This is a genomic window from Pseudomonas sp. GW822-FHT06D10 (genome assembly GCF_058799535.1).
In genome coordinates, this window is the sequence record NZ_JBXALN010000001.1 from 84,739 (window position 1) to 110,907 (window position 26,169).

23 protein-coding genes are annotated in these 26,169 nt (G+C 64.7%); 10 read left to right on the forward strand and 13 right to left on the reverse strand.

Annotated elements, in window-relative coordinates:
* Positions 1-159: 159 nt before the first annotated feature.
* The 4 genes from gbpA to AC1RL5_RS00550 all read right to left on the reverse strand — a co-directional run bounded on the left by gbpA (position 160) and on the right by AC1RL5_RS00550 (position 6,888).
* The gene (gene gbpA, locus AC1RL5_RS00535; RefSeq protein WP_072449898.1) at positions 160-1,689 is read right to left on the reverse strand and encodes an N-acetylglucosamine-binding protein GbpA; all 1,530 of its coding nucleotides are present in this window, start codon (positions 1,687-1,689) and stop codon (positions 160-162) included.
* A 123-nt stretch (positions 1,690-1,812) separates the two neighbouring features.
* Positions 1,813-5,469, reverse strand: a complete 3,657-nt coding sequence (locus AC1RL5_RS00540) for an ATP-binding protein (protein WP_093409890.1) — start codon at positions 5,467-5,469, stop codon at positions 1,813-1,815.
* Positions 5,470-5,504: 35 nt separating this feature from the next.
* On the reverse strand, positions 5,505-6,146 hold the full coding sequence (locus AC1RL5_RS00545) for a response regulator (RefSeq protein ID WP_072449900.1): 642 nt from the start codon (positions 6,144-6,146) through the stop codon (positions 5,505-5,507).
* Between the two features lie 304 nt (positions 6,147-6,450).
* Entirely contained in the window at positions 6,451-6,888 is a 438-nt protein-coding gene (locus AC1RL5_RS00550) for an Lrp/AsnC family transcriptional regulator (protein WP_011062012.1), read from the reverse strand.
* 132 nt (positions 6,889-7,020) lie between these two features.
* On the opposite strand from AC1RL5_RS00550, the gene AC1RL5_RS00555 reads away from it, so the two are divergent.
* The 3 genes from AC1RL5_RS00555 to AC1RL5_RS00565 all read left to right on the forward strand — a co-directional run bounded on the left by AC1RL5_RS00555 (position 7,021) and on the right by AC1RL5_RS00565 (position 11,732).
* On the forward strand, positions 7,021-7,914 hold the full coding sequence (locus tag AC1RL5_RS00555; RefSeq protein WP_072449901.1) for a DMT family transporter: 894 nt from the start codon (positions 7,021-7,023) through the stop codon (positions 7,912-7,914).
* A gap of 251 nt (positions 7,915-8,165) precedes the next feature.
* Entirely contained in the window at positions 8,166-10,439 is a 2,274-nt protein-coding gene (locus tag AC1RL5_RS00560) for an FdhF/YdeP family oxidoreductase (RefSeq protein ID WP_492589051.1), read from the forward strand.
* Positions 10,440-10,757: 318 nt separating this feature from the next.
* On the forward strand, positions 10,758-11,732 hold the full coding sequence (locus tag AC1RL5_RS00565; RefSeq protein ID WP_015636148.1) for a Dyp-type peroxidase: 975 nt from the start codon (positions 10,758-10,760) through the stop codon (positions 11,730-11,732).
* A 58-nt stretch (positions 11,733-11,790) separates the two neighbouring features.
* Here AC1RL5_RS00565 and AC1RL5_RS00570 read toward each other — a convergent pair whose 3' ends face one another.
* From AC1RL5_RS00570 to AC1RL5_RS00590, 5 genes are all read right to left on the reverse strand, one after another.
* Positions 11,791-11,946, reverse strand: coding sequence for a DUF2474 domain-containing protein (locus AC1RL5_RS00570; protein WP_093409902.1), 156 nt, complete (start codon positions 11,944-11,946; stop codon positions 11,791-11,793).
* Positions 11,939-12,070, reverse strand: a complete 132-nt coding sequence (locus AC1RL5_RS00575; RefSeq protein ID WP_015636146.1) for a hypothetical protein — start codon at positions 12,068-12,070, stop codon at positions 11,939-11,941. The genes AC1RL5_RS00570 and AC1RL5_RS00575 overlap by 8 nt, the downstream gene beginning before the upstream one ends.
* The gene (cydB, locus tag AC1RL5_RS00580) at positions 12,057-13,073 is read right to left on the reverse strand and encodes a cytochrome d ubiquinol oxidase subunit II (protein WP_011062007.1); all 1,017 of its coding nucleotides are present in this window, start codon (positions 13,071-13,073) and stop codon (positions 12,057-12,059) included. The genes AC1RL5_RS00575 and cydB overlap by 14 nt, the downstream gene beginning before the upstream one ends.
* Positions 13,074-13,089: 16 nt before the next feature.
* Positions 13,090-14,511 (reverse strand): cytochrome ubiquinol oxidase subunit I, encoded by a 1,422-nt coding sequence (locus AC1RL5_RS00585; protein WP_093409911.1) that lies wholly within the window; start codon positions 14,509-14,511, stop codon positions 13,090-13,092.
* Positions 14,512-14,639: 128 nt separating this feature from the next.
* Positions 14,640-16,964, reverse strand: coding sequence for an FdhF/YdeP family oxidoreductase (locus AC1RL5_RS00590; RefSeq protein ID WP_492589050.1), 2,325 nt, complete (start codon positions 16,962-16,964; stop codon positions 14,640-14,642).
* Between the two features lie 456 nt (positions 16,965-17,420).
* On the opposite strand from AC1RL5_RS00590, the gene moaA reads away from it, so the two are divergent.
* The 5 genes from moaA to moaE are packed head-to-tail and all read left to right on the forward strand — an operon-like array spanning position 17,421 to position 20,582.
* The gene (gene moaA / locus AC1RL5_RS00595) at positions 17,421-18,419 is read left to right on the forward strand and encodes a GTP 3',8-cyclase MoaA (protein WP_041118959.1); all 999 of its coding nucleotides are present in this window, start codon (positions 17,421-17,423) and stop codon (positions 18,417-18,419) included.
* A gap of 45 nt (positions 18,420-18,464) precedes the next feature.
* A complete protein-coding gene (locus AC1RL5_RS00600) occupies positions 18,465-19,364 on the forward strand; it encodes a bestrophin family protein (RefSeq protein WP_072449906.1) in 900 nt (299 codons plus the stop codon).
* Between the two features lie 26 nt (positions 19,365-19,390).
* Positions 19,391-19,873: a cyclic pyranopterin monophosphate synthase MoaC gene (moaC, locus tag AC1RL5_RS00605; protein ID WP_036996513.1), complete on the forward strand. Its 483-nt coding sequence runs from the start codon at positions 19,391-19,393 to the stop codon at positions 19,871-19,873.
* Positions 19,870-20,121, forward strand: coding sequence for a molybdopterin converting factor subunit 1 (gene moaD, locus AC1RL5_RS00610; protein ID WP_011062001.1), 252 nt, complete (start codon positions 19,870-19,872; stop codon positions 20,119-20,121). The genes moaC and moaD overlap by 4 nt, the downstream gene beginning before the upstream one ends.
* Before the next feature lie 2 nt (positions 20,122-20,123).
* Complete coding sequence (gene moaE, locus AC1RL5_RS00615; protein ID WP_123578004.1) at positions 20,124-20,582, forward strand: molybdopterin synthase catalytic subunit MoaE; 459 nt, start codon at positions 20,124-20,126, stop codon at positions 20,580-20,582.
* 72 nt (positions 20,583-20,654) lie between these two features.
* Here moaE and fdhD read toward each other — a convergent pair whose 3' ends face one another.
* From fdhD to mobA, 3 genes are all read right to left on the reverse strand, one after another.
* On the reverse strand, positions 20,655-21,482 hold the full coding sequence (fdhD, locus tag AC1RL5_RS00620; protein WP_123578003.1) for a formate dehydrogenase accessory sulfurtransferase FdhD: 828 nt from the start codon (positions 21,480-21,482) through the stop codon (positions 20,655-20,657).
* Between the two features lie 58 nt (positions 21,483-21,540).
* On the reverse strand, positions 21,541-22,431 hold the full coding sequence (locus AC1RL5_RS00625; RefSeq protein ID WP_011061998.1) for a LysR family transcriptional regulator: 891 nt from the start codon (positions 22,429-22,431) through the stop codon (positions 21,541-21,543).
* Between the two features lie 109 nt (positions 22,432-22,540).
* Entirely contained in the window at positions 22,541-23,155 is a 615-nt protein-coding gene (gene mobA / locus AC1RL5_RS00630; protein WP_176707089.1) for a molybdenum cofactor guanylyltransferase MobA, read from the reverse strand.
* 225 nt (positions 23,156-23,380) lie between these two features.
* Between mobA and moaB the strand changes: the two genes are divergently transcribed.
* The gene (gene moaB / locus AC1RL5_RS00635; RefSeq protein WP_053159346.1) at positions 23,381-23,920 is read left to right on the forward strand and encodes a molybdenum cofactor biosynthesis protein B; all 540 of its coding nucleotides are present in this window, start codon (positions 23,381-23,383) and stop codon (positions 23,918-23,920) included.
* Positions 23,917-25,122, forward strand: a complete 1,206-nt coding sequence (locus AC1RL5_RS00640; protein WP_492589048.1) for a molybdopterin molybdotransferase MoeA — start codon at positions 23,917-23,919, stop codon at positions 25,120-25,122. The genes moaB and AC1RL5_RS00640 overlap by 4 nt, the downstream gene beginning before the upstream one ends.
* Here AC1RL5_RS00640 and AC1RL5_RS00645 read toward each other — a convergent pair.
* Complete coding sequence (locus AC1RL5_RS00645) at positions 25,119-26,162, reverse strand: FUSC family protein (RefSeq protein WP_065363310.1); 1,044 nt, start codon at positions 26,160-26,162, stop codon at positions 25,119-25,121. The two genes, AC1RL5_RS00640 and AC1RL5_RS00645, sit on opposite strands and share 4 nt — an antisense overlap.
* Between the last annotated feature and the right edge of the window lie 7 nt (positions 26,163-26,169).

Here is a 26,169-nt window from a genome sequence, read left to right on the forward strand (position 1 = left end):
AGTACGAGAGTCGCCAGCCAGCACTGTTGGGCAGCAAGGGCCGGACGTTATCGGGCGTTTTCGCGCGCTTGCCAGCACTGGTACGGAGCGTGCGTTGTACGCAGAAAAAGCGTGGCATTCACATGCCACGCTCCAAGGTGAAACCTTCACCAATGATGGTTACTGGCGATCCCAGGCCATGGTCCAGTGACTACCGGTACCTGGCTCGTAATGCGTCGCTCCGGCCTTCCACTGCACGCAGTAGCCGCTGTAGGGGAAGGGCTTGCACTTGTAGGTATTGCCGTCCTTGGGTTGCAGCACCAGGGTGCCGGCCTTGTAGGTGCTCAAGCCTTGGGGGAAGACGTGATCGTACTTGCCGCCTCCCTCACCGCCACCGCCGCTTTCCTCCTGTTTCAGGGAGAAGCTGGCAGTCTGCTGCAGCACTTCGCCTTTCTTCGACGTGGCTACCACGACCAGGTCGTATTTGCCGGCGCTCTGACCGGTCAGCGTCATGGAGAAGTGCGGGGTATTGCCGGCCGGAGCCTGTTGGAACGCCACGCTTTCACCCTTGGCGTTGTACACCGTGGCTTTTACGGTGTAGTCGCCGCCCTTGGCGATGGCGTTGAAGTGCAGGTCGACCTTGCCGTCCTTGAGGGTGTATTCGGACTGCATGCCAGTGATGGACAGTTCGCCCGGCTTGGCAGCCTGCTCCTTGTCGATCATCACGTTGACGATGTCGCTGCCTTTCTTGACCAGGATGTCGTTCTTGCCGAAGTTGGGTAGCACTTCGTCCTTGTCGTTGAGCAGGCCCATCTGGTAGCCCTGCTTGGCAGCGTTGACCTTCTTGGCCAGTTCGTGCGGCCAGACGTCGGCCTTGGCCAGTTCGGCGGAGCTGATTTGCAGCACGATCTGCTTGGCGGCCTGTTCGCCCTGGGCATTGAACACCCGGGTCTTGACCTTGTCGCCGATGCTCAAGGCTTCAGGCTGGACTGCGCCGACAGTGGTCCAGGTCGACGGAATGGTGGCGCCATTGTCGATGTTCAGGTCGACCACCTGATAGAAAGTGGCGTCGGTGTCGTGGACTTTCCAGGTCGCCAGCAGCACGTGGTAACCGCTGCGGTCGGACGGGATGTTCACGGTGTGCCTGGTCTTGCCGCCCGCCGCGGTCGGGGCGTTCAGGGCTGGCCATGGCTCGTCCAGCAGAGGTGTGCTTTCGAACGAATCACGGGTCAGTGGCTGGTTCGGGTTCCAGTTTTTCTTGGTGATGTAGAACTGCCAGTAGCGGGTGGAGTGGGCCGCCGTGTAGTGCCAGGTAAAGGTCTGCGGGCCCGGCTTGATGGTGTTCTTGCTCCAGCGCGTGGCGGTCTGCTCGTTGAGCTCCGAGAAACGCGCCAGGCCGCCGGCAGGGATGGTGCCGTTGGCCGGGCCGCACTTGGTGAAGTCCCCAGTGCAGGCCTGGGCGCTGCTTGGGAAGTGCGAGATGGACCCTTCCCCCGGGCGGCCGATGTACTCGGTGCTTTGTGGCTCATAGGTCACGGCGCCGCAGTTGGCGTTGAGCTTGCCACCATTGGTATGGCACATGAAGGCGCGGGATTTCGGGCTCTCGATATAACCGTGAGCGCTGGCTTGTTGAGCCGCGAGCGCAGCCATGCCGATGGCCATGGCCAGCGGAAGCTTGAGGAATGAACGGGCTCGGTGCAACGTGATCATCGATTGATCCTTAGTTGGGAATTATTGGATTCAACACGCGATCGTGGGGAAGGATGTGCAGCTGGCACCCCTGTCTTGCGCCCCCCGAAAGCAAGCGCAAGGGTAGGAAGGGCGGGCGCCACTTCACATGGGACAAGTACGAGAGTCAGTCAGCGGCGCGCGAGCAATGCCCCTGGACCAGGGCCTGAGGGGCTGGCGCAGGGCCGCCAGGTCGGCCTTGGCCTGTTCGAAGATGCGCTCCATGCTGTGCAACAGCTCGGCCTGGCAACGGCGGACTGCCTGTGGCTGGTGCACGTTGACCTGGCGCAGGGCCTGGCAGGCCGCGGCCATTTCGCTGGCATCGATCAGGCAGGCCACGCCTGTCAGGCGGTGGCTCAGGTCGCCGATGGTCTCCGTCATGGCGGCCAGGTCGGTGTCGCGTATCTGCTGGATCTCTTGCTGCAGGTTTTTGGTCAGCTCAAGGAGAATGCGCCGGCGCAGGATCGAACTGTTCCGGCCTGCTTCATCCAGGTGGTCGAGGCTGAAGGCGCGAATATCCCGAGGCTCTTCCTCGACCGGCGCGTAGTTGTTCAGGACTTCCTGCAGGCGTGCCAGGGTTACCGGCTTGATCATCAGGTCGTTCATCCCGGCGTTGGAGCACTGGGTGGCTTCATTGCTCAGGGCACTGGCGGTGTAGCCGATGATCAGCCGCTGGGGCAGCCCCAGGCGCCGTTCATCCTGGCGCACGGTGCGAGCCAGGGCGTAGCCATCCATGCCCGGCATGTTGCAGTCGCTGATCAGCACGTCGTAGGTGGATTCGCTCAGGGCCAGCAAGGCCTGTTCGCCGCTGCACACATGTTCTGCCTGATGCCCCAGGCGACCCAGTTGCAGAGTCAGCACCAGGCCGTTGGTCGACACATCGTCCACCACCAGGACTCGCAGGGCCTTGGCCTCCTGCTGGTCAGGCACCAGGGGCTCGTCCACTGGCCCGGGGGCCAATTGCCAGCTCAGGGGCAGTTCCACACTCACGCAGCAGCCCTGGCCGGGCTGGCTTTCCAGCCAGATATGCCCATCCATCAACTGGGTCAACTGATTGCAGATGCTCAGGCCCAGCCCCGAGCCACCATAGAGGTGGGCGGTGCGCGCGCTGGCCTGGCGATAGGGTTCGAAGATCTGTGGCTGCAAGGCCAGGGGAATACCGATACCGGTATCGCTGACGCTCAGGGTCAGCAGGCTGACGCCTTCGCGCAGGACACTTTCGCTGACTCGGACATGGATGCCGCCCTGGTCGGTGAACTTCAGTGCATTGCTGATCAGGTTGTGGAAGATCTGCTGCACGCGCAGCGAGTCGACCCAGTACAGGCGCTGGCGGTCGGCATGGTAGTCGAAGTGCAGTTGCAGGTTTTTCTCCCGCGCCTGGGCGGCAAACAGGCCGAGGCTGTTGGTCAGCAACGGCTCCAGCGCGGTAGGGTGCGCCGCCAGCTGCATCAGGCCGCTCTCGATCTTGTCCAGGTCGAGGATGTTGCCGATCAGGTCGATCATCGAAGTCGCCGATTGTTGGGCCACCCGCAGGTTGTGCGATGGCAAGGTGCGGCTGCTGGTTTCCAGCTCCAGCAGGCCCACCAGAGCGTTGAGCGGAGTGCGCAGCTCGTGGCTCATGGACGCCAGGAATTCGCTCTTGGCCGCGCTGGCCTTGAGTGCCACCTGCTTGGCTTCGCGCAACTTGATTTCCAGGTGTTTGCGCTCGGAGATGTCCAGCCAGCCGCCGAGCAGTCCCTGTAGCAGGCCCCGGGCACTGTAGAAGGGGACCAGCCATTGGTACAGGTAATGTTGTTCACCCTTGATCACCAGGCTGGTGTCGAGAAAGCGCGGCCGGTGGTTGTGCAGCAGTTGTTGGTGCTCGTCCTGCAGGACCTGGGCGAACTCCGCTGGCATGTTCAGTTGTTCGGTGGGCAGGCAGCCCTCCACCTGTTCCTGGGAGGTGCTGAAGAACTCCTCGTAGGCGCGGTTGCAGGTGCTCAGGCGACCATGCAGGTCGCAGACGTAGAGTGGCGTCGGCAGACCATTGAGCAGGGAGAACTGGAATGCCAGCTTGTCCTGCAGCCGGGTCTGGGCGCAGATCCGTTCCTTGACCTGGATCTTCAGCCGCCAGTTCCACACCAGGAACAGGGCGAAGATCACCAGAGCCCCGACGCCGACGTGCCAGGCCTGGTCTGCGGCCCATTCCCAGAAATTGTCCCGGGGGCGTTCGGCCACCACCTGGATATCACTCAGCGGTGCGCGGGACAACGAGTCCAGCAGCTTGTCGAGGATACCCAGCAACTCGCCGGAGCCTTGGGCCACGGCGAACTGGTGGGGGCTGGGCGTGGCCTTGATCGACAGGCCGTATTGCAGGCCTGGGCCAGGCTGCATCGGGTCGCTAGCGGGGCTGTCCAGGGTCGCGTCGGCCCGACGCAGGCGCACCAGGTCAAGGGCCTGTTGGAAGTTGTCGGTAAGCATCAGTTGGATCTGCGGATAGCGCAGGCGCAAGTGTTCAAGCAGCGGGTGCTGGCGCGGCAGCGAAAGGGTGTGCCCCTCCATGGCCTCCAGGGAACTGGGGGAACTGTCTCCGTTGCGGATGATGAAGGCCCAGTTGCGGGTGACATAGGGCTGGCTGAAACGTATCCCGCGGGAGCCGTCGGCAATCGCCAGCGGGCGGGTGGCCAGGTCGACGTGGCCTCTGGTCAGTTGCTCCAGGTCGTGGGACCGGGACTGGCTCGACTCGATGTTCAGTTCCAGGCGAAAGGCATCGGCGAGGGTCTGCAGCAACTCGACGCTGCGACCGGACCAGCGCCCGTCGCTGGTGCGATACAGGTACGGCGGCGCTTCATGGGCCAGCAAGTTGATTTGCCCGTGGTCCTGTAACCACCCCAGTTCCTGGGGGCTGAGCATGAACGTGTCGATCGGGGAATAGGGGAACGGCCCGTGGCTGGCCTGCTGTTGGAGCTTGAGCTTCTGGGCCTCGGGAATGCTCTGTAGCGCATGGTTGAGCAGGGTCAGCAGGGTGAGTTCATCGCGGCGCACGGCGAAGGCGAAGCCGGTGTCGGGCAGTTGTGCGGAAAACTTGTTGTGCAGAGCCAGGTCCGTACGTGCCTGGAGGTACAAGTCGGAGCGGAACTGGTCGCCGATGAAGGCGTCCGCTTCGCCCCGGGCCAACTGCTCGAAGGCCAGCGCCGTGGTACTGACCTCGCGCAGTATGCTCAGGGGGTAGGCCTTGCGGACCCGATTGCTGTCCAGGTAGTTCTTTAGCACCAGCACCTGCTTGCCTCGCAGGTCCAGGGGCAGGCTGCGGTCACTGGAGCGGCCGACAATGATGGGCTGGTTGCGCAAATAGGGCAGGCTCAGGCGCAGCTCCGGATTGGCTGCTTCAAAATCGCTGGCCCTTGGCAGCAGATCGATCCGCTGCTCCAGCAGCGCATCCACCGCCGCCTGGGGTGAAGGCAGCTCGACGTTTTCGAAGTGCAGGTCCAGTTGTTCGCCGATGAGTTGCAGGTACTGGTCGGAGATGGCCTTCAAGACCTGATTGCCGGCGCTCTCCATGGGCCGATCCGGCGGTACGATCCGCGCCACCTTGAGGCGCTTGCGCGGCAGGCTGTCGCGCAGCTGCAACAGTCTGTTCAGCGGCAGGTTGTTGTCCCGGGCGGCTGGCGGCAGGTTGTCGGCGTGGGCTGTGGCCAGGGTTGGCAGGCTGGCCAGCGGGATGAGCAGCAGGCAAAAGCGCTGCATCCTCCGGCGCACGAAGGAAAGCGAAAAGAGATACATAGAGGGGGGACTCCGGGATGTGCCGCGCTTGCAGCTCAGGAAAGGCCGTGCTCCTGGATGTACAGGAACAGGCTGGCAGAGGTGTCCAGGCCGAGCTTGCGCATGGCGCTGCTTTTTTGCGTGCTGATGGTCTGCTTGCTCCGGCACAGATGCAGGGCAATGGCACCGATGCTCATGCCGGTGCCGTACAGGCGTAGCACTTCGACTTCCCGGGCCGAGAGTTGCTCCGGTTGCAGCAACGGCTTGCCGTGCAACGCGGCGCTGGAATCCAGCAGGTGCTGGATCGACGCGGAGACGAAAGGCGCACGCGGGCTGGCCGCCACGGCCTTGGGCAGGTCGTTGAGCAGGCCGCGCTTGCTCACCAGGCCCTGGATGCCCAGCTTGAGCACGCTGTTGATCAGCGCCGGGTTGTCGAGCATGGTGACCACCACGATCGCCAGCTGCGGGTACAGCGTGCGCAAGCGGCGGATCAGGCGGATACCGTCCACCTGCTCGCCGCCGGGCATCATCAGATCCGTCAACAGCAGGTCGCAGGGGTGACGCTGCAGGTTCTCCAGCAGGGCTTCAACACTGTGGGCCTGGGCGACCACGTCCAGGTTGGCACGGTTCTCCAGCAGGGTGTGTATCCCAATCAGGGTCAGGGGATGGTCATCGGCTATCTGGACGCGGATCGACATCGTTTTTCGCTACTCGTTTTTTCGACAGGCATGAGCAACCAGCAAAGCACCGGCTTCCTTTGGTTGGAGTAGGCATTTTGCTAGTGGGCTAGTCAGAGGTTTCGCAGGGTATCACTGAAATTGACGTCAAAAAGCTGCTGAAGCGCTTTTAAGAATCGTCTTATGTTTGCTAAGAAATGTCTGTAAATCTGTAGGATACGTAGCCTATTTTTAGTGTGAAACGCCTCTAGAACGGGCTCTCAGCGGTGCTTTTCTGCCTCGTTTCTGGCGTTTTTCAATCCTGAAGGCGCTTTCGGGATGGGGCTCATTCCAGAGGCGGCAGGCGCCGTTTGATCGGCGATTTCTTGACAATCGCGGTGTTGGTTTCGGCGTAGTGATTGAGGTGGTCCAGCAGGCTGTCCAGCTGTTCCATGGAGCGCACCTGGAGACGGGCAATGAAGCAGTCGTCGCCGGTGACCTTGTCGCATTCGGTGAACTCGGCAATCGCGAGGATCTGCCGTTCGACCTCCTGCAACTTGCCCGGCAAGGGGCGGATGCGGACGATGGCCTGCAATTGGTAACCGAGAAACCTGGGATCGATCTCCAGGGTATAGGCGCTGATCACGCCGCGTTCTTCCAGCCGGCGCAAGCGTTCCGAGACGCTGGGGGCGGACAGCCCGCTGATCTGCGCCAGAGCTTTGAGGGAGCGTCGCGAGTCTTGCATCAGGGCGCTGATCAGGGTTTGGTCGATGGCATCCAGCATGGCGATCTCGTTAGGTGAATGGGCTCTTTGGCCTTGATAAAAAAGGTCTGAATCGATTCTAGCCCAGGTTTTGATCTGGCGATGGGCTCTGCTGGCTGGGCATAATTTGCCCACTTGCAAAGGAGCCTGATGATGGATGCACAAACCCGACGCGGATCATTGGAAATGACCGCTGCCATGCTGATTTCCGGAACCATTGGCTGGTTCGTCCTGGTGTCCGGGCAACCGGTGCTGGATGTGGTGTTCTGGCGGTGCCTGTTCGGCGCCGGGACCTTGCTGCTGATTTGTGGAGCTTTCGGCTTTTTGCGTAAGAATATTCTGAGCAAGCGCACCTTGATCCTCGCGGTGCTCAGTGGCGTGGCCATTGTCGGCAACTGGGTGCTGCTGTTCGGCTCCTACTCCCGGGCTTCGATCGCCATCGGCACCGCGGTGTACAACGTTCAGCCGTTCATCCTGGTGGCCCTCGGGGCGTTGTTCCTGGGAGAAAAGATCACCCCGCAGAAGCTGTTCTGGCTGGGCCTGTCGTTCGCCGGAATGCTGGCCATCGTCAGTGCCCACGGCAGCCAGGGCGAGGAGGGTGGCGACTACCTGTTGGGCATTGCCCTGGCCCTGGGCGCGGCGGCCCTGTACGCCTTTGCCGCGCTGCTGATCAAGCGCCTGAGCGGCACGCCGCCGCACTTGATCGCCCTGATCCAGGTCTGCACCGGGGTGCTGTTGCTGGCGCCCTGGGCCAACCTTGGCGCGCCACCCCAGCAGGCCAGCGCCTGGGCCAGCCTGCTGACCCTGGGCATTCTCCATACCGGGGTGATGTACGTGCTGCTGTACGGGGCGATCCAGAAACTGCCGACGGCCCTGACCGGCGCCTTGTCGTTCATCTACCCGATTGCGGCGATCCTGGTCGACTGGGTGGCCTTCGGGCACCGCCTGGGGCTGCTGCAATGGGTGGGCGTGGGGGCGATCCTGCTGGCCGCGGCCGGCATGCAGCAGGGCTGGACCCTCAAGCGCCGGCGCAGCGTTTTGCAGTAGGCGCTACAGGTTCTGGCGGGGGCCTGCAATAGGCTCCCCCGGGCCTGACCGGGGCCCTGGCATGGGCCCTGTACCGGTCGGCGCCTGGCCTTGACAGGCCAACCCGCAGGGCTAGATTTTACCCTGCGCTGAGGCTTTTCCAGCGCGCTTGCCCCCCGATCCAGGCCCCTGGGCATCCTGCCCTGGCGCGCCTCGGTCACCCGCAACCACCGGTTCGCGTCGTGCAGCGCCGGGCCGGCCCTGGAGCGCTCATGAGTACTCGACGCAAGGTTCCCGGAATCCGCAACTACGATGGTCCCGCCGGTGGTTGGGGCGCGCTCAAGGCCACTGCGACCGCGGTGCGCGAGCAGATGGACACCCTCAAGGCGCCGCTGACCCTGATGCGCACCAACCAGCCCGACGGCTTCGACTGCCCGGGCTGCGCCTGGCCGGACAAGGAGCACAAGTCGACCTTCCAGTTCTGTGAAAACGGCGCCAAGGCGGTGACCTGGGAGGCCACCAACAAGCGGGTAACCCCGGCGTTCTTCGCCCAGCATCCGGTGACCTCATTGCTGCAGCGTTCGGACTACGAACTCGAAGACCTCGGGCGCCTGACCGAGCCCCTGGTCTACGACCGCGCCAGTGACACCTTCAAGCCTGTGGCATGGCAGGACGCCTTTGCCCGCATCGGCGAGATCCTGCGCAGCCTGCAACCCGAGCAGGTGGAGTTCTACACCTCCGGCCGCGCGTCCAACGAAGCGGCCTACCTGTACCAGCTGTTCGCCCGGGAATACGGCTGCAACAACTTTCCCGACTGCTCGAACATGTGCCACGAGCCCACCAGCGTCGGCCTGCCGCGGTCCATTGGCATCGGCAAGGGCACGGTGTCGCTGGAGGACTTCGACCTCTGCGAGCTGATCATCTCCATTGGCCACAACCCCGGCACCAACCACCCGCGGATGATGGGCACCCTGCATGAAGCTTCGCGGCGCAAGGTGCCGATCATGGTCTTCAACCCTTTGCGCGAGCGCGCCCTGGAGCGTTTCGCCGACCCGCAGAACATGGTGGAGATGGCCACCTACGGCTCCACCCGCATCGCCTCGTCGTACTTCCAGGTCAAGGCCGGCGGCGACGCGGCGGCGATCAAGGGCATCATGAAGGCGCTGCTGGCCCTGGAGGACAGTCTGGGGCAAGTCCTGGACCAGGCATTCATCGCCGAGCACACCCAGGGCTTCGAGGCCCTGGCGGCGGACCTGCGTGCCACCGCCTGGGCAGACATCGAGCAGGCCAGCGGCCTGCACCAGGCGGACCTGGAAATGGTCGCCGCGGCCTATGCCAAGTCCAACGCCACCATCGTCACCTACGGCATGGGCATCACCCAGCACAACGAAGGCACGGCCAATGTCCGGCTGATCTGCGACCTGCTGATGCTGCGGGGCAACCTGGGCAAGCCGGGGGCGGGGATTTGCCCGTTGCGCGGCCACTCCAACGTGCAGGGCAATCGCACCGTGGGCATTACCGAGAAGCCTTCCCCGGCCTTTCTCGACAAGCTGCAGCAGACCTTCGGCTTCACCCCGCCGGCGCATCACGGCCACGATGCGGTGCAAGCCATGCAGGCGATGATCGCCGGCAGCGCCAAGGCCCTGCTGTGCCTGGGGGGCAACTTTGCCGTGGCCCTGCCGGACCCGGGCCAGTGCTTCCCGGCCATGGGCAAGCTGGACCTGAGCGTGCACATCGCCACCAAGCTCAACCGCAGCCACCTGCTGGTGGCCCGGGAAACCTTCCTCTTTCCCTGCCTGGGCCGTACCGAGCTGGATATGCAGGACGGCCTGCGTCAGGCGATCACCGTCGAAGACTCGATGTCCATGGTGCACGCCTCGGCCGGCAAGCTGGCGCCGGCCTCCGAGTTTTTGCTGTCGGAACCGGCGATCGTCGCCGGCATGGCCCGGGCCACCCTGCCGGGCAGCCGCGTGCCCTGGCTGGAGCTGGTGGCCGACTACGACAAGATCCGCGACCTGATCGAACAGACCGTGCCCGGCTTTGACGACTACAACGCCCGCATTCGCGTACCGGGTGGTTTCCGCATGCCCCTGGCGGCAGCCGAGCGGCAGTGGCTGACGCCCTCGGGCAAGGCCGAATTCTTCGTCTTTCCCGGGCTGCATGAGGACAAGGAAGTGGACGGCGCCGATGTGCTGCGGCTGATCACCCTGCGCAGCCACGACCAGTACAACACCACCATCTACGCCCTGGACGACCGCTATCGCGGGGTGTTCGGCCGCCGCGACGTACTGTTCATCAGCCCGGCGGACCTGGCCGCCCGGGGCCTGGCCCATGGCGACCTGGTGGACATCGAAACGGTGATCGGCGGGCGCCGGCTGCGCTACGAGAAGATCACCGCCATCGAATACAAGATCGCCAATGGCACGGTGGGCGCCTACTACCCCGAAGCCAACCGCCTGGTGCCCCTGGACTACCTGGACGTGGACAGCGGCACACCGTCCTACAAATCGGTGCCGGTGCGAGTATTGCGCTCAAGCCCCGCTTGAACGGAGCCACAGCGCCTCGCGACTCGTGCAGCCGCTGCCGCAGGCTGCGCACGGTCGCGCAGCGGCCGCGGCGATCCGGAAAACGCTGATGCCCGGCGGTAGATCGCCAAGCAAGGCCCTGCGGTCCTTTGCGCAGCCTCGCAGGCTCGGCAGCGGCTACAGGGTCGTGCGCTGTGCGAGGCCAGAGATGCTTGATGGCCCGGGGATTTGGTGAATGGGAAGGCGGCGCCTTCCAGGGGGAGCAATCTCCCTTGCCACGGTCACAATCTGCTATTTTCCTGTCGGTGATTTTTCCGACCGCAGCCTGTGGAACCCATAATGACCCAGCCGTCCTCCCTGGCCGAGCGCAAGCCCGAGCCCCAAGCCATCTGCAATCCCATCACCCGTAGCGCGATCTTCATCGTCGCCACCCTGGCGCCCGGCGCCGCTGCCGCGCAAACCGTGCGCGACTGGTGCGCCGATATCGCCGCCTTGACCCGTTCGGTGGGCAAGCGCGTCCCGGGGGGCAATCTGTCCTGTGTCTGCGGTTTTGGCTCCAGCGCCTGGGACCGCCTGTTCGGCGGCCCGCGCCCGGCGTCGCTGCACCCGTTCATCGAGGTGGGCGTGGAGGGGCGCCGCGCGCCATCGACTCCCGGCGACCTGCTGCTGCACATCCGTGCCGAACAGATGGACCTGTGCTTCGAGTTGGCCACGCAGTTGCTCAAGCCTTTGGGGGATTCGATCAAGGTGGTGGACGAGGTCCAGGGCTTCCGCTATTTCGACATGCGCAGCATGGTCGGCTTCGTCGACGGCACCGAGAACCCGGAAGGCCGCGAGGCGGTGGATTTCACCCTGGTGGGGGACGAGGACCCGCAGTTCTGCAATGGCAGCTACGTGCTGGTGCAGAAGTACCTGCACAACATGACCGCCTGGAACGAACTGACGGTGGAGGCCCAGGAACGCATCATCGGCCGCACCAAACTGTCGGATATCGAACTCGACGATGCAGTGAAGCCCAGCTGCTCACACAGCTCCCTGACCACCCTGGAAGAGAACGGCGAGGAGGTGAAGATCCTGCGCGACAACATGCCGTTCGGCCGCCCGGGCGCCGGGGAATTCGGCACCTATTTCATCGGCTACGCCCGCTCGCCACGGCCGGTGGAGCAGATGCTGGAGAACATGTTCGTCGGCCGCCCTGCAGGCAACTACGATCGCCTGCTGGACTTCAGCACCGCGGTCACCGGCGGGCTGTTCTTCGTGCCCTCCGCCGACCTGCTGGAAGACCTGGCCGAGCGCGCGCCCACCGGCCTGTAGGCGCAAAAAAAACCGGCCCGCTATTGCGGGCCGGGGTTGCAGGCGTTATCGCCCCTGCTCAGTGGCTGTGCATGCCGGCGGCTTGCATCAGCAGCCGCAACACGCCGGCCACCAGCCCCAGGCCCACCACACTGGCCAGCCAGATACCCCCCATCCACAGCAACCGCTGCCAGGTGGGTGCCGGCCGTGGCGGCCGCGTCGATAGCCTATCCATGCGCCAGCTCCAGCATCAGTGCGCCGCTGCAGGCGAGCATCAGCAGTGCGCCGATGAACAACAGGCTCAGTTGCGCCACAGCCTTGTGCCAGGGCAGGGGTGTTGCTCGATCAATGGTAGCCATCGCCAATCCTCACTTTGCCGCGGAACACGTAGTAGCTCCAGCAGGTGTACATCAGGATGACCGGCAGGATGAACAGGGTGCCGATCAGGATGAACAGCTGGCTGGACAGCGGTGAAGCCGCCTCCCACAGGCTGATGGACGGCGGCACTATGTTCGGCCAGATGCTGAATGCCAGGCCGATGTAGCCGAGGAACACCAGCACCAGGGTGAACACGAACGGCCAGTGGGAATGGTGCTGGCGCAAAGTGCCCAGGAGCCCGAACAGTGCCGCCAGCCCCAGCACCAGCAGCGCACCGAAGATCACGATATGGGCATGGCTGAACCAGCGGTTGGCGATCTCCGGGTGCAGCAGCGCGGTCCACACGCAGAGCACCGCCACCACCGCGGTCAGCGCGAACGCCAGGGGCCGGGTGTAGTGGCGCATGCGCGCTTCCAGCATGCCTTCGGTCTTGACCAGCAGCCAGGTGCTGCCCAGCAGCGCATAGGCCACGATCAGCCCCAGGCCGCAGAACAGCGGGAAGGGCGCCAGCCAGTCCAGGGTGCCGCCGGCGAACTGCCGATCGACCACCGGGATGCCGCTGATATAGGTGCCGATCACGATGCCCTGGCACAGGGTCGCCAGCAGTGAGCCGCCGATGAACGCCCAATCCCAGATGTGCCGTTTCTCGGGGCTGGCCTTGAAGCGGAACTCGAAGGCCACGCCGCGGAAGATCAGCCCTGCGAGCATGAAGATCAGCGGCAGGTACAGGGCCTCCAGGATCACCGAATAGGCCAGGGGAAAGGCGCCGTACAGCGCCGCGCCACCGAGGATCAGCCAGGTCTCGTTACCGTCCCACACCGGGGCCACGGTGTTCATCATCACGTCCCGCTCCCGGGCATCGGGGATCAGCGGAAAGAGGATCCCCAGCCCCAGGTCGAAGCCGTCCATGATCACGTACATCATCACCCCGAAGGCGATGATCACGCCCCAGATCAATGACAGGTCTATGCCTTGAATCGTCATGTTGGTTGCCCTTGTTTCAGAGGTGGTGGTCGCCGGTGGCGAAGGTCTCGGGGATGGCCGACAGCGGCCGGCGCGGAGTCGGCTCCTGGCCGGGCGCAGTGCTGGGCGGATGCTCGTGGTGGGGCTGCGGGCCCTTGCGCACCAGCTTCATCATGTAGCCGATGCCCACGGCGAACACCGAGAAGTAGATCACCACGAACAGCGCCAGGGAGATGCTCAGTTGCGCCACGCTGTGGTTGGAGGCGGCGTCGCTGGTGCGCAGCAGGCCGTACACCACCCAGGGCTGGCGCCCGACTTCGGTGGTGATCCAGCCCGCCAGCAGGGCGATCAGGCCGCTGGGGCCCATCCACAGCACCAGGCGCAGGAACAGGCGGTTGCGGTACAGCGCGCCGTTGCGTCGCAGCAGCAGGCCCAGCAACCCGGTGAGGATCATCAACATGCCCAGGCCGGCCATGATGCGGAAGCTGAAGAACACAATGGCCGAGTTGGGCCGGTCTTCCTTGGGGAAGCTCTTGAGCGCCGGGATCTGCTTATCCAGGCTGTGGGTCAGGATCAGGCTGCCCAGGTAGGGCACTTCCACGGCGTAGTCGGTTTTCTCGCCGTCCATGTTGGGAATGCCGAACAGCACCAGGGGCGAGGGTTCGCTGCCGTGGTTTTCCCAGTGGCCTTCGATGGCGGCGATCTTCGCCGGCTGGTGCTCCAGGGTGTTCAGGCCATGGGCGTCACCGACCACCGCCTGGATCGGTGCCACGATCAGCGCCATCCACAGCGCCATCGACAGCATCTTGCGCACCGGCGGCGTGTCGTTGCCCCGCAGCAGGTGCCAGGCGGCGCTCGATCCGACGAAGAACGCCGTGGCGACGAATGCGGCAATCGCCATGTGCATCAGGCGCCAGGGGAAGGACGGGTTGAAGACGATCGCCAGCCAGTCCATGGGCATGATCCGCCCATCGACGATGGAGAAGCCCTGGGGCGTCTGCATCCAGCTGTTGGAGGCGAGGATCCAGAAGGTCGAGATCAGGGTGCCGATGGCCACCATCACCGTGGCGAAAAAGTGCAGCCCGCGACCCACCCGGTTCCAGCCGAACAGCATGACCCCGAGAAAGCCCGCTTCGAGGAAGAACGCGGTCAGCACTTCATAGGTCAGCAGAGGGCCGGTGATACTCCCGGCGAAGTCCGAGAAGCGGCTCCAGTTGGTGCCGAACTCGTAGGCCATGACCAGCCCGGAAACCACACCCATGCCGAAGTTGACGGCGAAAATCTTCGACCAGAAGTGGTACAGGTCCTTGTAGGTGCTGTTGTGGGTCTTGAGCCACAAGCCTTCGAGTACCGCCAGGAAACTGGCCAGGCCGATGGTGATGGCGGGAAAGATGATGTGGAACGAGACCGTGAACGCGAACTGGATGCGCGCCAGGTCGAGTGCCTGTAGATGAAACATGACGAAACCCTCGTAATGGCTGGGGGCCCGCGCAGGCGCCTTCCGGCCGCCGTGAACCCGGGTTCGCGGCGTACGGCAAAAGGCTGCGCGGGGCAGGCTGGAGCGGCGCCTTGGCCGCTCCGGCCGGGTCAAACGCCGACGGACTGGATCAGGTTGCTGGCCGCCGCCGGCTCCAGGCGGATGGCGATGAACTTGGAGGTCGGTGTGTAGGTGCGGTCGCCGTAGCTTTCCAGGGGCACCAGGGGGTTGGTCTCCGGGTAGTAGGCGGCCGACTGGCCGGCGGGAATGTCGTAGGCGATCAGGGTGAAACCGCTGACCCGGCGTTCCCGGCCGTCATCCCACAGCGACACGATGTCGACCTTCTGCCCCGGCTCGTAGCCCAGCCGGCGGATGTCGTCCTCGTTGGCGAACAGCACCTCGCGCATGCCGTAGACCCCGCGATAGCGGTCGTCCAGGCCATACAGGGTGGTGTTGTACTGGTCGTGGGAGCGCATGGTCTGCAGGATCAGGTCGGGCTTGACCTTGAGCTTGCGCACCCCGGCGCTGACCAGGTGTTCCGGCAGTTCGCTGGGGATGAACCGCGCCTTGCCGGTGGCGGTGTTCCAGCGCCGTTGGCTGGCGTCGTTGCCCAGGTGGAAGCCGCCGGGGTTGAGCAGCTTGAGGTTGAAGTCGGAAAAACCGGGGATGGTGTCGGCGATCAGGTCGCGGATGCGCCCGTAGTCTTCGATCGCCCACAGCCAGTCGATGGGGTGCTGGCCCAGGGTGGCGTTGGCGATGCCGGCGATGATCGCCGGTTCCGAACGCAGGTGCGGCGACTTGGGTTTGAGCTGGCCGTGGGAGATATGCACCATGCTGAAGGTGTCTTCCACGGTGATGCCTTGCGGGCCGTTGGCCTGGATGTCGATATCGGTGCGGCCCAGGCACGGCAGGATCAGCGCCTCGCGCCCGGTCACCAGGTGGCTGCGGTTGAGCTTGGTGGCGATGTGCACGGTTAGCTCGCAGTTGCGCAGGGCCGCGTGGGTGCGCGGGGTGTCCGGGGTGGCCTGGGCAAAGTTGCCCCCCAGGCCGATGAACACCTTGGCCTGGCCCTGTTCCATGGCCGAGATCGCCATCACCGTGTTGTGCCCGTGCTCCCGGGGCGGCTTGAAGCCGAAGCGCGCCTCAAGGGCATCCAGCAGCTCGGTGGGCGCCAGTTCGTTGATGCCCATGGTGCGATCGCCCTGCACGTTGCTATGGCCGCGCACCGGCGACAGGCCGGCGCCGGGACGGCCGATATTGCCCCGCAGCAACAGCACGTTGATCACTTCTTGGATGGTCGGCACCGAGTGGGTGTGCTGGGTCAGGCCCATGGCCCAGCACATGATCGCGCGCTTGGCCTTGCGGTACATGCGCGCGGCCAGCTCGATGTCGGCCAGGCTCAGGCCGGACTGCTCGACGATGTGGTTCCAGGACGTGGCATCGACCTCGGCCAGGTAGCTGTCCAGGCCCGAGGTGTGTTCGGCGATGAAGGCACGGTCGAACACCGCTTCGCCATTGTTGGCCAGGGCCTCGCGCTCCCAGCGCAGGAGGAACTTGGCGATGCCGCGAAAGGCCGCCATGTCGCCGCCCAGGGCCGGGCGGAAGTAGGCCGAGGAGGTGGGCTCGGAGCCGTTGGTGAGCATCTCCAGCGGGTGCTGGGGGTGCTGGAAGCGTTCCAGGCCACGTTCCTTGAGCGGGTTGAAGCAGATCACCTGGGCACCGCGTTTCACCGCCTCGCGCAGTGGCTCGAGCATCCGCGGGTGGTTGGTGCCGGGGTTCTGGCCGATGACGAAGATCGCGTCGGCCTGTTCCAGGTCATGGAACACCACCGTGCCCTTGCCCACGCCGACGCTTTCGAACATACCCACGGCACTGGCCTCGTGGCACATGTTGGAGCAGTCGGGGAAGTTGTTGGTGCCATAGGCGCGCACGAACAGTTGGTACAGGTAGGCCGCCTCGTTGCTGGCCCGGCCGGAGGTGTAGAACTCCGCCTGGTTCGGCGAGTCCAGGCCCTTGAGGTGGCTGGCAATCAGCTCGAAGGCTTCGTCCCAGGTGGTTTCCACATAGCGGTCCTGGGTGGCGTCATAGCGCATGGGGTGGGTCAGGCGGCCCTGGTACTCGAGCCAGTAGTCGCTCTGCGCGGCCAGGGCCGAGACCGTGTATTTGTTGAAGAAGGCCGGGTTCACCAGGCGCCCGGTGGCTTCCCAGTTGACCGCCTTGGCGCCGTTCTCGCAGAACTTGACCATGCCGTTTTCCGGTGACTCGCCCCAGGCGCAGCCGGGGCAGTCGAAGCCGCCGTTCTGGTTGGTCTTGAGCATGGCGCGGATGTTCTTGAAGGCGTTCTCGCTGCCCAGCCAGTTCTTGGTCACTGCGATCAGCGCCCCCCAACCGGCAGCGGCGCCCTTGTAGGGTTTGTATCGATCAACTTCGCTCATGATATTTCTCCAATACAGCGCACGCAGGCAACCGGCCGACATTGAATCGATGTCAGTGATTGTTTGACTGCACAGGCTAAATGCGGTTGTTGTGAACTTGTTTGAGTTCGGTATTGCTTATTGGCGTGGAGTAACTTTCAGGGCTCGTTATATGGGCCACGAATAAAGCCTATTCGTCACCCGTGGCCGCTGTCTAATCGCAATTAATGACCGGCTGATCGAAAGCCTCTATCAACGTTAAAAATCTATATATATCAAATAGATGGTTGTTTGTTTCGGTCTTTGTTGGAAGCGATTTGAGGAGCGATAGATTGTATTGATCAGCCAGTTGTTAATAGCGATTGGACGGGGCTTTTAATGGCTTTTAATCTTGCCGCCAATAACACCTTCTGCATGTGCTTGTGTGGAAGAACTTCAACTAATCGCGATGGATTCCCACCGTCGAAAGAGGCTCGGATGTCAGATCAGGTATTGCTCGATGGCTTCGCTCGGCGGGTCGACTATCTGCGCATGTCGGTGACCGACCGCTGCGATTTCCGCTGTGTGTATTGCATGGCCGAGGACATGCAGTTCCTGCCGCGCCAACGCATTCTTACCCTGGAGGAGCTGTACCAGCTGGCCGAACGTTTCGTGGCCCTGGGCACCCGCAAGATCCGCCTCACTGGCGGCGAGCCGCTGATCCGCCCCGGGGTGGTCCAGCTGTGCCGGGACATTGCCCGGCTGCCCGGGCTGCGGGAGCTGTGCATGACCACTAACGGCTCGCAACTGGGCAAGCTGGCCGCGCCGCTGTTCGACGCCGGGGTCAAGCGCCTGAACATCAGCCTCGACAGCCTGGACCCGACCCTGTTTCGCCAGCTGACCCGCACCGGCGAGCTGGGCCAGGTGGTTGCCGGCATCGACGCGGCGATTGCCGCCGGCTTTGAGCGCACCAAGCTCAACTGCGTGGTGATGAAGGGGCGCAACGACCGGCAGATCAACGAACTGGTGGCCTTTGCCATCGACCGCGGCCTGGACATCTCCTTTATCGAGGAAATGCCCCTGGGCACCATAAGCGAACACAGCCGCAGCGATGCGTTCTTTTCCAGTGCCCGGGTTCGCGAGCGGATCGCCGAGCGCTACACCCTGATCGAGTCCGCCGAGTCGACCCAGGGCCCGTCGCGCTACTGGCGCCTGGCCGAGGCGCCGCACATCCGCCTGGGGTTCATCTCGCCCCACAGCCACAACTTCTGCGGCACCTGCAACCGCGTGCGCCTGACCGTCGAAGGCCGCTTGCTGCTGTGCCTGGGCAACGAGCACTCGGTGGACCTCAAGGCCGTGCTGCGCGCTCACCCCGGCGATACCGGGCGCCTGCAGCGGGCCATAGTCGAGGCGATGAAACTCAAGCCCTACAGCCATCACTTCGAACTCAACGACGAGGTGCAGGTGGTGCGCTTCATGAACATGACCGGCGGCTGAACCGCTGCTCATCACGGCTTTTCATTGTGCAAAGGTTCTACCCCGATGATCGTCAGATCCAAACCCAACCTGATCAGCGTGCTGATTTCCCTCAAAGGGTCGATTGCCAAGCGCATCGCCCTGCGCAGCCTGCTGGTGACCCTGCTGGCCTCGGCCATCGTGCTGATCGAGACCTTGCACCCGGCGTATTTCTCCAAGGTCAATGCCACCCCGTTCACCTTGCTCGGCCTGTCGCTGTCGATCTTCATGAGCTTTCGCAACAACGCCTGCTACGACCGCTGGTACGAAGCGCGCAAGTCCCTGGGCACGGTGGTGACCGAGGTGCGCTCGATGATCCGCGAAACCCAGGTGCTTGAAGACACCCGGGCGCGCAGCGCGATCCTGCGCGACCTGTGCGGTTTCGCCCATGCCCTCAAGGCCCGGCTGCGCCGCGAAGATGAACTGAGCGCTGCCGAAACCTGGCTCAGCCAGTTGCCGCCGGCAAGCACCAGCAACCTGCCGGACAGCCTGCTGCGCCAGATCGCGCGCCAGTGTTCGGACCAGGCCCAGGCGGGGCGGCTCAGCGAATGGCGCTACCTGCTGCTGGCCAATCAACTGGCGGCCATCACCGGCGCGCAATCCACCTGCGAGCGGATCAAGGCCACGCCGCTGCCGTTTCCCTACACGTTGCTGCTGCACCGCACCAGCTACATGTTCTGCATCCTCCTGCCCTTTGCCATGGCCGAGCCCCTGGGCTGGCTGACGCCGATCTTCACCGCCATCGTCAGCTACACCTTCTTCGGCCTGGACGCCATAGGCGACGAGCTGGAAGACCCCTTCGGCCACGACGAGAACGACCTGCCGCTGAGCGCCATCGTGCGCAACATCGAGCGCGAGATTCTCGAGGCCCTGGGGGCCACCGAACTGCCGCCGGCGCTGGAGCCGGTGGACTATGTCCTGAGCTGATCCACTGTTGTTATCCGAGGTTGCACATGAATGAACTCACTCACCTGGACGACCAGGGCCGGGCCAGCATGGTGGATGTCACCTGCAAGGCCGCTACCGAGCGCGAGGCCCAGGCTCGGGCCTGGGTGCGCATGCTCCCGGCCACCCTGCAACTGATCCAGGACCAGGGCCATCCCAAGGGCGATGTGTTCGCCGTGGCGCGCATCGCCGGGATCATGGCGGCAAAGAAGACCCACGAACTGATCCCCCTGTGCCACCCGTTGCTGCTCACCGGGATCCACATCGAACTGCAGGCACTGCCGCCGGACCGGGTGCAGATCACCAGTTGCTGCCGGCTCAACGGCGCCACCGGGGTCGAGCTGGAAGCCATGACCGCCGCCAGCGTGGCGGCGCTGACGATCTATGACATGTGCAAGGCGGTGGACCGCGCCATGGTCATCGAAGGGCTGCACCTGCTGAAGAAGCAGGGCGGCAAGTCCGGCACCTTTATCGCAGGAGAGGCCCGATGATTCTGGTCAACTACTTTGCCCGCTACCGTGAGCAACTGGGCTGCGGTGGCGAGAAACTGCCCCTGGATGCCAGCCTGCGCACCGTCGAGGACCTGCGCCAGCGGCTGATGGCCCGGGGTGAAACCTGGGCGCAGGTGCTGGGGGAGAACAGCCTGATGTGCGCGCTGAACCAGGAACTGTGCAAGCTCGATGCGGCCATCGAGGACTTCGATGAAATCGCCTTCTTTCCGCAAGTGACCGGAGGCTGAGCATGAGCATCCAGGTGCAGACCCAGGCGTTGAGCCTCGACCAGTTGAATGCCGGCTTGCAGGCCGGCGACGCCAGCGTCGGCGGCGTGGTGACCTTTATCGGTTATGTGCGCGATCTCAACTTGGGGGAGGCGGTGCACAGTCTGTTTCTTGAACACTATCCGGGCATGACCGAGCGCTCGCTGCAGCGCATCGTGGAGCAGGCCCAGGCGCGCTGGCCGCTGAACCGGGTGAGCCTGGTGCACCGGGTGGGGTTGCTGCAGGTGGGTGAGCCCATCGTCTTTGTCGGGGTGGCCAGCGCCCATCGCCAAGCGGCCTTCGAGGCTTGCGCCTTCATCATGGATTACCTCAAGACCCGCGCCCCGTTCTGGAAACGCGAAGTCACCCCGGCCGGCGAACGCTGGATCGACGGCCGCGAGAGCGACCGGCAGGCGGCCGAACGTTGGGGTGCAGAACGTTGAGCTTATGCCGCTGACAGAGGCTTGAGGGAAGGGGCTAACCACGCCGGATGCATGTCATCCGGCGTGGTGCATTTACACCGGGCTGTAGATCCGTGGGGCGTTGCGGTGGGGGACGTGGATCAGGTTCAGGCGATGCTTGTTGGCCCATTGCACGGTGAGTGCAGTCGGCGCCGAGAGGCTGACCAGGGTGCCGAGGCGGGCGCGCACGGCCTTGTGGATCAGTTCCAGGCTGCAACGGCTGGTGACCACGGTGAAGCCCTGGCTGCCATCGATCCCGGCCTGCAGCAGCGCGCCAATCAGCTTGTCCAGGGCGTTGTGGCGGCCGATGTCTTCCTGGCACAGGCGCACCTCGCCCCGTTCGTCGAAGTACAGCGCCGCGTGCAGGGCACCGCTGCTGCGGGCCATGTGCTGGGCCTGTTCGATGCGCTCGCGCAGGCCCTGCAGGTGTTCGGCAGGTGGCAGGGCCGCGGGTTCGAGGATCTGCAGTTGCGGCAGCGCCTGTTCCAGGGCCTCCACTCCGCACAGGCCGCAGCCGCTGGTGCCGGCCATTTGCCGGCGATGGTCCTTGAGGGCCCAGAACGCCCGGCTGGAAATTTCCACGTCGGCCTGGCAGGCCTGGGGGAAGTGGCTGAGGCGGATGTCGTAGATTTCGCCGAGGTCATTGACGATGTCGTTGGTGATGCTGAAGCCGCGAATGAAGTCTTCCAGGTTGCCCGGAGACACCATCATCACCGCCTGGCTCAGGCCGTTGTAGGTGATCGCCAGGGCGATCTCGGCGGCCAGCGGCGCCTCGGCCATGGGGCCGTCGGCGCTGTACTCGCGATAGGCCACCCGCTGCGGCGCCGGCGCCGGCGCATTGGCCTCGGGTTGTTGCTCCGTTTGTTCGATCCGGCAAACCATGACCACACCTCGTTGCATTCGATTTGCCCAGGGCCATGGGCGGCCCTGGGGCATTGATTCACTCTTTGATCGCAAACAGCTTCTTGGCTTCGGCGAAGCACTTTTCGGCAATCGCCGAGCGCGGCTCGGTCTTGCGCATCACCAGCCCCAGTGGCGCCAGCACGCTGGCATCCGGCAGTTGGATAAAGGCCAGGTTCTCGATGGGCGAATCCAGGCCGCTGTCCAGGGGCATGATCGAGCAGCAGAAGCCTTCGTGGATCGCCTGGAACAGCTGGTAGGTGGAGTCACTTTCCAGGATCGGCTGCGGGTTCAGGCCGCGGCTGCGAAAGCTCAAGTCGATGGACTTGCGATAGTGCATGCCGGTGCTGAGCATGCCCAGCGGCAGTTCGGCGGCGTCCTCCCAGCTCATCTCGGTGCCTTCGAAATGAAAGTGCCGGGTGTCGTAGAGCAGGCCGACCCGGGTCTCGCCGATTTCGAAGAAGTCCAGGTAGTTGGGGTTGACGTGGTCCAGGTAGCAGACCCCCAGGTCCAGCTGGTTGTTGCCGATGTCCTCGATGATCCGGTCGGAGCTCATGGACGACAGGCTGAACTGCAGTTCCGGGAAGCTCGACGATAGCTGTTGCACGTAGCTGATGGGGTTGAAGCCGCTCAGCGGTACCAGCCCCAGGCGCAGCTTGCCCACCAGTTGCCCGCGGCAGGCAGCGGCTTCGGCGAACAGCCCGTCATGGGCTGCCAGCAGGGTCTTGGCCCAGGCCAGCACCCGCTCGCCGGCTTCGGTGAAGCCTTCGAAGCGCTGGCCACGGGTGACCAGGATCAGGTCCAGTTCATCCTCAAGATTGCGCAGGCGCATGGACAGGGTCGGCTGGGTGATATGGCAGCGCGCGGCGGCCTGGCCAAAGTGCCGGGTCTGCTCCAGGGCGATCAGAAACTTGAGTTGCTTGATGTCCACGGTGGCACCTGTTGTGGGAAAAGTCGGGTTCAGTAATAACGCAGGTGTTGCGCCCATGAAAAGGCCTGGGGCCTTGCCCGGTCGCGCCCTTGGGCACCTCCGGCGGTGTTCAGGCCAGGGGCTTGGGGCCTGCTTCAGACAGTAGTTCAGGGGTATTGAAGTTGCTCAGCCGCGGATCGTCCGCGGCGCAGGGCAGGGGCCTCAGCCCATGGGCGGCCAGGGCCCGCAGCAGGCTGCGCTCGCCGTTGTCCCAGGCCTGGCGCAGGTCGCCCAGCAGCGCCGTGGGGATCAGGCTGAACATGGGTTGCCATTGCCCGGCCTGCTGCACCATCACCGGCCTGGCGTCGTTGCCGCGGGCATCCAGCAGGGCCTGGATCAGCGCCGCGTCGATCTGCGGCGCATCGCAGGCCAGCACCAGCAGCCAGGGGTGGCGGGCCGTCGCGAGGCCGGCCAGGACTCCGGCCAGGGGCCCGGGGAAATCCTTCTGCCCATCCTCCACCAAGCGGTCGGCATAGGCCCGGTAGCGCTCGGCGTTGCGGTTGCAGGAAATGATCAGGTCATCGCTCAAGGGCCGCACCACCGCCTGCACATGGGCAATCAGCGGCTGGCCGCGCCAGGCCACCAGGCCCTTGTCCTGGCCGCCCATGCGCGAGCCGCGGCCACCGGCCAGCAGCAGGATCGAGCAGGGCAGGGAACAGGCGGGGGCGGGCTGGGTCGGGGTCATGGCAGGACGCATATCAAGTAGGTGGCGCAAACGATGGCATTGTCCTTCGGGTACGTCCAATCGGAAGTGTTGAATGGCCGATTGACGGGCTTTATCGGCCCCTGGCAGGGCCCGGCAGGATGATAGAGCGCATCGATAATCCGGTCAGCCAGAACGATTAGACAGCCGCGTCGGGGGGCCTTTAGCCTGGGTTCATGATTTTTAGCCTGCCGGTCGGAGAATGACATGAGCGTGAAGTCGGATGCGTTGTTTGTACCCTTGAACATTGCCGTGCTGACGGTCAGCGATACCCGGGAATATGCCACTGACACCTCCGGGCAACTGCTGGTCAGCCGCCTGCTGGAGGCCGGCCACAGCCTGGCCGAGCGCCACCTGCTCAAGGATGACCTGTACAAGATCCGCGCCCAGGTGGCGGCCTGGATCGCCGACGAGCGCATCCAGGTGGTGCTGATCACCGGTGGCACCGGCTTTACCGGCCGCGACAGCACCCCGGAAGCCGTGGGCTGCCTGCTGGACAAGCACATCGACGGTTTCGGCGAGCTGTTTCGCGCCATCTCGATTCTCGATATCGGCACCTCCACGGTGCAGAGCCGGGCCCTGGCCGGGCTGGCCAATGGCACCCTGGTGTGCTGCCTGCCGGGCTCCACCGGGGCCTGCCGCACCGCCTGGGAAGGCATCCTCGCCGAGCAGCTGGATGCCCGCCACCGGCCATGCAACTTCGTGCCGCACCTCAAGCCGGTGCAGGCCTGCGAGAGCCGGGGATGAGCCAGAACCCACTGATGCCGGTGGAAGAGGCACTGGCCAGCCTGCTGGCCATGGCCGACGCCCAGCGCCTGCCGGAGAGCGAAACCCTGGCCGTGGATCAGGCCCGGCAACGGGTGCTGGCCACCGACCTGGTGGCGACCCTGGACCTGCCGCCCTGGCCCAACAGTGCCATGGACGGCTACGCCCTGAACCTGCAGCACTGGGACGGTGCACCGTTGCCGGTAGCGCAGACCGTGTTCGCCGGGCAGCCCGGTGCGCCCCTGCAACCGGGCAGCTGTGCGCGGATCTTCACCGGCGCCCCGGTGCCCGAAGGCGCCGACTGCGTCGAGATGCAAGAGAACGTCGAGCTGCTGGAAGACGGCCGGGTGCGTTTTACCCAGGCCCTGAAAACGGGGCACAACATTCGCCCCCAGGGCCAGGAGAACCGAGCCGGCGAGGTGTTGCTGCAGGCCGGCAAGCGCCTCGGCCCCTTCGAACTGGCGGTGGCCGCCGCCCAGGGCTGCACCGAGTTGCAGGTGGTGCGCCGCCCGCGCGTGGCGCTGCTGTCCACCGGCGATGAATTGCTGGAGCCGGGCACGCCCATGCGCCCCGGCTGCATCTACAACAGCAACCGTACCCTGCTCAGGCACTGGCTGGACGCCCTGGGCTGCGAGGTGATCGACGCCGGGATCCTGCCCGACCGGCCGCAGCACACCCGCCTCAGGCTGGAGCAGTTGCAGCATGGCGCGGACCTGATCCTGACCACCGGCGGCGTTTCCGCCGGGGATGCCGACTGCCTCGGGCAGGTGCTCAGGGACAGTGGCCGGCCGCTGTTCTGGAAACTCGCCATCAAGCCCGGCAAGCCCCTGACCGTGGGTTACTTCGGCCAGGTGCCGGTGATCGGCCTGCCGGGCAACCCGGCCTCGGCACTGGTGACCTTCGGCCTGTTGGCCCGGGCCTACCTGCTGCGGCTGCAGGGGGTACAGGAGGTGGCGCCGCTGAGCGTCGAGGTGCCTGTGGCCTTCGCTTGGCCCAAGGCCGGCAAGCGCCGCGAGTACCTGCGAGCGCGCCTGGAGAACGGCCGCGCCGTGCTTTATCCGAACCAGAGTTCCGGGGTGTTGCTGGGGGCTTCCTGGGCCGATGGCCTGGTGGAAATCGTCGAGGGCCGGACCTTGCAGGCAGGGGATCGGGCGCCCTTCATTCCTTTCAGCGAGCTGTTCTAGATCTTCCAGTGCCGGGCGCTCTTGGCCAGGCGCTGGTGCATCTCGCCGAGGGTCGCGGCCAGTTGCCGGGTCAGCAGCCGGTAACCATCCAGGGCCGAATACACCGGGGCCTCCAGAGCGTTTTCGGGGTGGCCTTCCACGGATTTCTCCAGGCGCTGGGTGACCCCCGATTGCAGGGCCCGGGCCATGCCGATCAGTTGCACGCGGATCTGCCGGTGCTCGGCCTTGAGCGCCAGTTGCATCTGCGCCATGGCCTGCGGGTCGCTGGCATCGGGGCGGGTGTTGCCGAGGATCTCCAGGGTGCTGATGCACATGCGCAGGTTGCGCTGGATGGCGTCCAGCTCGGTCATGGAAATCCGTACTTCCTTGGACACCGAAGGCATCAGCGAACGCAGTTGCAGCATGGCGCTGTTGACCCGGCCCAGGAGCTTGAGGTGCTCGTCGTCGGTCACCGACTGGCCCTTGATGATCCGCCCGTACAACTGCGCGCAGTCGCGCAGGGCGCTGGCCAGGTTGTAGCGCCAGGAGTACACCGCATACAGCGGAATGGCGAAGGAAAACGCCAGGGCCAGGGCAATGCCGATGAGGATGTCCACCGCCCGCCACAGGCCGTCGCTGACCTGGTTGTCACCGTGGCCGGCGACGATGAACACGGTGATCGCCGCCAGCAGCGCGGTGTAGCCGCCCTTGCCGATGGCGTGATAGGAAAAGTAGCCGCACACCACCGACATGCCCAGGTAGGTCAGCCAGGGGTGGCCGAAGTAGGCCTGCTGCACCACCAGCACCAGCCCGACCCCGGCGCCCACCAGGGTGCCGATGGCCCGTTCCGCGGCCTTCTTGCCGATGTTGCCGTGATGCTGCAGGCCGCCGATCACCACCAGCATGGTCACCGAGGCCCATTCGCCGTGGGGCAGGTTGAGGCCGGTGGTCAGCACGATGGTGGCGATCAGGCCGAGGGCGACCCGCACCGCGTGGATCAGCCGGGCGTGACGGTAGCGCCGGTACGGGTCGAGCACGGGACGCAGCAGGCGGCGCAGCAAGGGGGGC

Excerpts from the sequence above, each read along its gene's own strand:
- AC1RL5_RS00640 (WP_492589048.1), top strand. The coding sequence starts at position 23,917 with ATGAGCCAGAACCCACTGATGCCGGTGGAAGAGGCACTGGCCAGCCTG.
- AC1RL5_RS00545 (WP_072449900.1), bottom strand. The coding sequence starts at position 6,146 with ATGTCGATCCGCGTCCAGATAGCCGATGACCATCCCCTGACCCTGATT.
- AC1RL5_RS00555 (WP_072449901.1), top strand. The coding sequence starts at position 7,021 with ATGGATGCACAAACCCGACGCGGATCATTGGAAATGACCGCTGCCATG.
- fdhD (WP_123578003.1), bottom strand. The coding sequence starts at position 21,482 with ATGGTTTGCCGGATCGAACAAACGGAGCAACAACCCGAGGCCAATGCG.
- AC1RL5_RS00550 (WP_011062012.1), bottom strand. The coding sequence starts at position 6,888 with ATGCTGGATGCCATCGACCAAACCCTGATCAGCGCCCTGATGCAAGAC.
- AC1RL5_RS00540 (WP_093409890.1), bottom strand. The coding sequence starts at position 5,469 with ATGTATCTCTTTTCGCTTTCCTTCGTGCGCCGGAGGATGCAGCGCTTT.
- moaB (WP_053159346.1), top strand. The coding sequence starts at position 23,381 with ATGAGCGTGAAGTCGGATGCGTTGTTTGTACCCTTGAACATTGCCGTG.
- moaD (WP_011062001.1), top strand. The coding sequence starts at position 19,870 with ATGATTCTGGTCAACTACTTTGCCCGCTACCGTGAGCAACTGGGCTGC.
- moaC (WP_036996513.1), top strand. The coding sequence starts at position 19,391 with ATGAATGAACTCACTCACCTGGACGACCAGGGCCGGGCCAGCATGGTG.
- AC1RL5_RS00590 (WP_492589050.1), bottom strand. The coding sequence starts at position 16,964 with ATGAGCGAAGTTGATCGATACAAACCCTACAAGGGCGCCGCTGCCGGT.
- AC1RL5_RS00575 (WP_015636146.1), bottom strand. The coding sequence starts at position 12,070 with ATGGCTACCATTGATCGAGCAACACCCCTGCCCTGGCACAAGGCTGTG.
- AC1RL5_RS00565 (WP_015636148.1), top strand. The coding sequence starts at position 10,758 with ATGACCCAGCCGTCCTCCCTGGCCGAGCGCAAGCCCGAGCCCCAAGCC.
- gbpA (WP_072449898.1), bottom strand. The coding sequence starts at position 1,689 with ATGATCACGTTGCACCGAGCCCGTTCATTCCTCAAGCTTCCGCTGGCC.
- AC1RL5_RS00600 (WP_072449906.1), top strand. The coding sequence starts at position 18,465 with ATGATCGTCAGATCCAAACCCAACCTGATCAGCGTGCTGATTTCCCTC.
- mobA (WP_176707089.1), bottom strand. The coding sequence starts at position 23,155 with ATGACCCCGACCCAGCCCGCCCCCGCCTGTTCCCTGCCCTGCTCGATC.
- AC1RL5_RS00585 (WP_093409911.1), bottom strand. The coding sequence starts at position 14,511 with ATGTTTCATCTACAGGCACTCGACCTGGCGCGCATCCAGTTCGCGTTC.
- moaE (WP_123578004.1), top strand. The coding sequence starts at position 20,124 with ATGAGCATCCAGGTGCAGACCCAGGCGTTGAGCCTCGACCAGTTGAAT.
- cydB (WP_011062007.1), bottom strand. The coding sequence starts at position 13,073 with ATGACGATTCAAGGCATAGACCTGTCATTGATCTGGGGCGTGATCATC.
- AC1RL5_RS00560 (WP_492589051.1), top strand. The coding sequence starts at position 8,166 with ATGAGTACTCGACGCAAGGTTCCCGGAATCCGCAACTACGATGGTCCC.
- AC1RL5_RS00570 (WP_093409902.1), bottom strand. The coding sequence starts at position 11,946 with ATGGATAGGCTATCGACGCGGCCGCCACGGCCGGCACCCACCTGGCAG.
- moaA (WP_041118959.1), top strand. The coding sequence starts at position 17,421 with ATGTCAGATCAGGTATTGCTCGATGGCTTCGCTCGGCGGGTCGACTAT.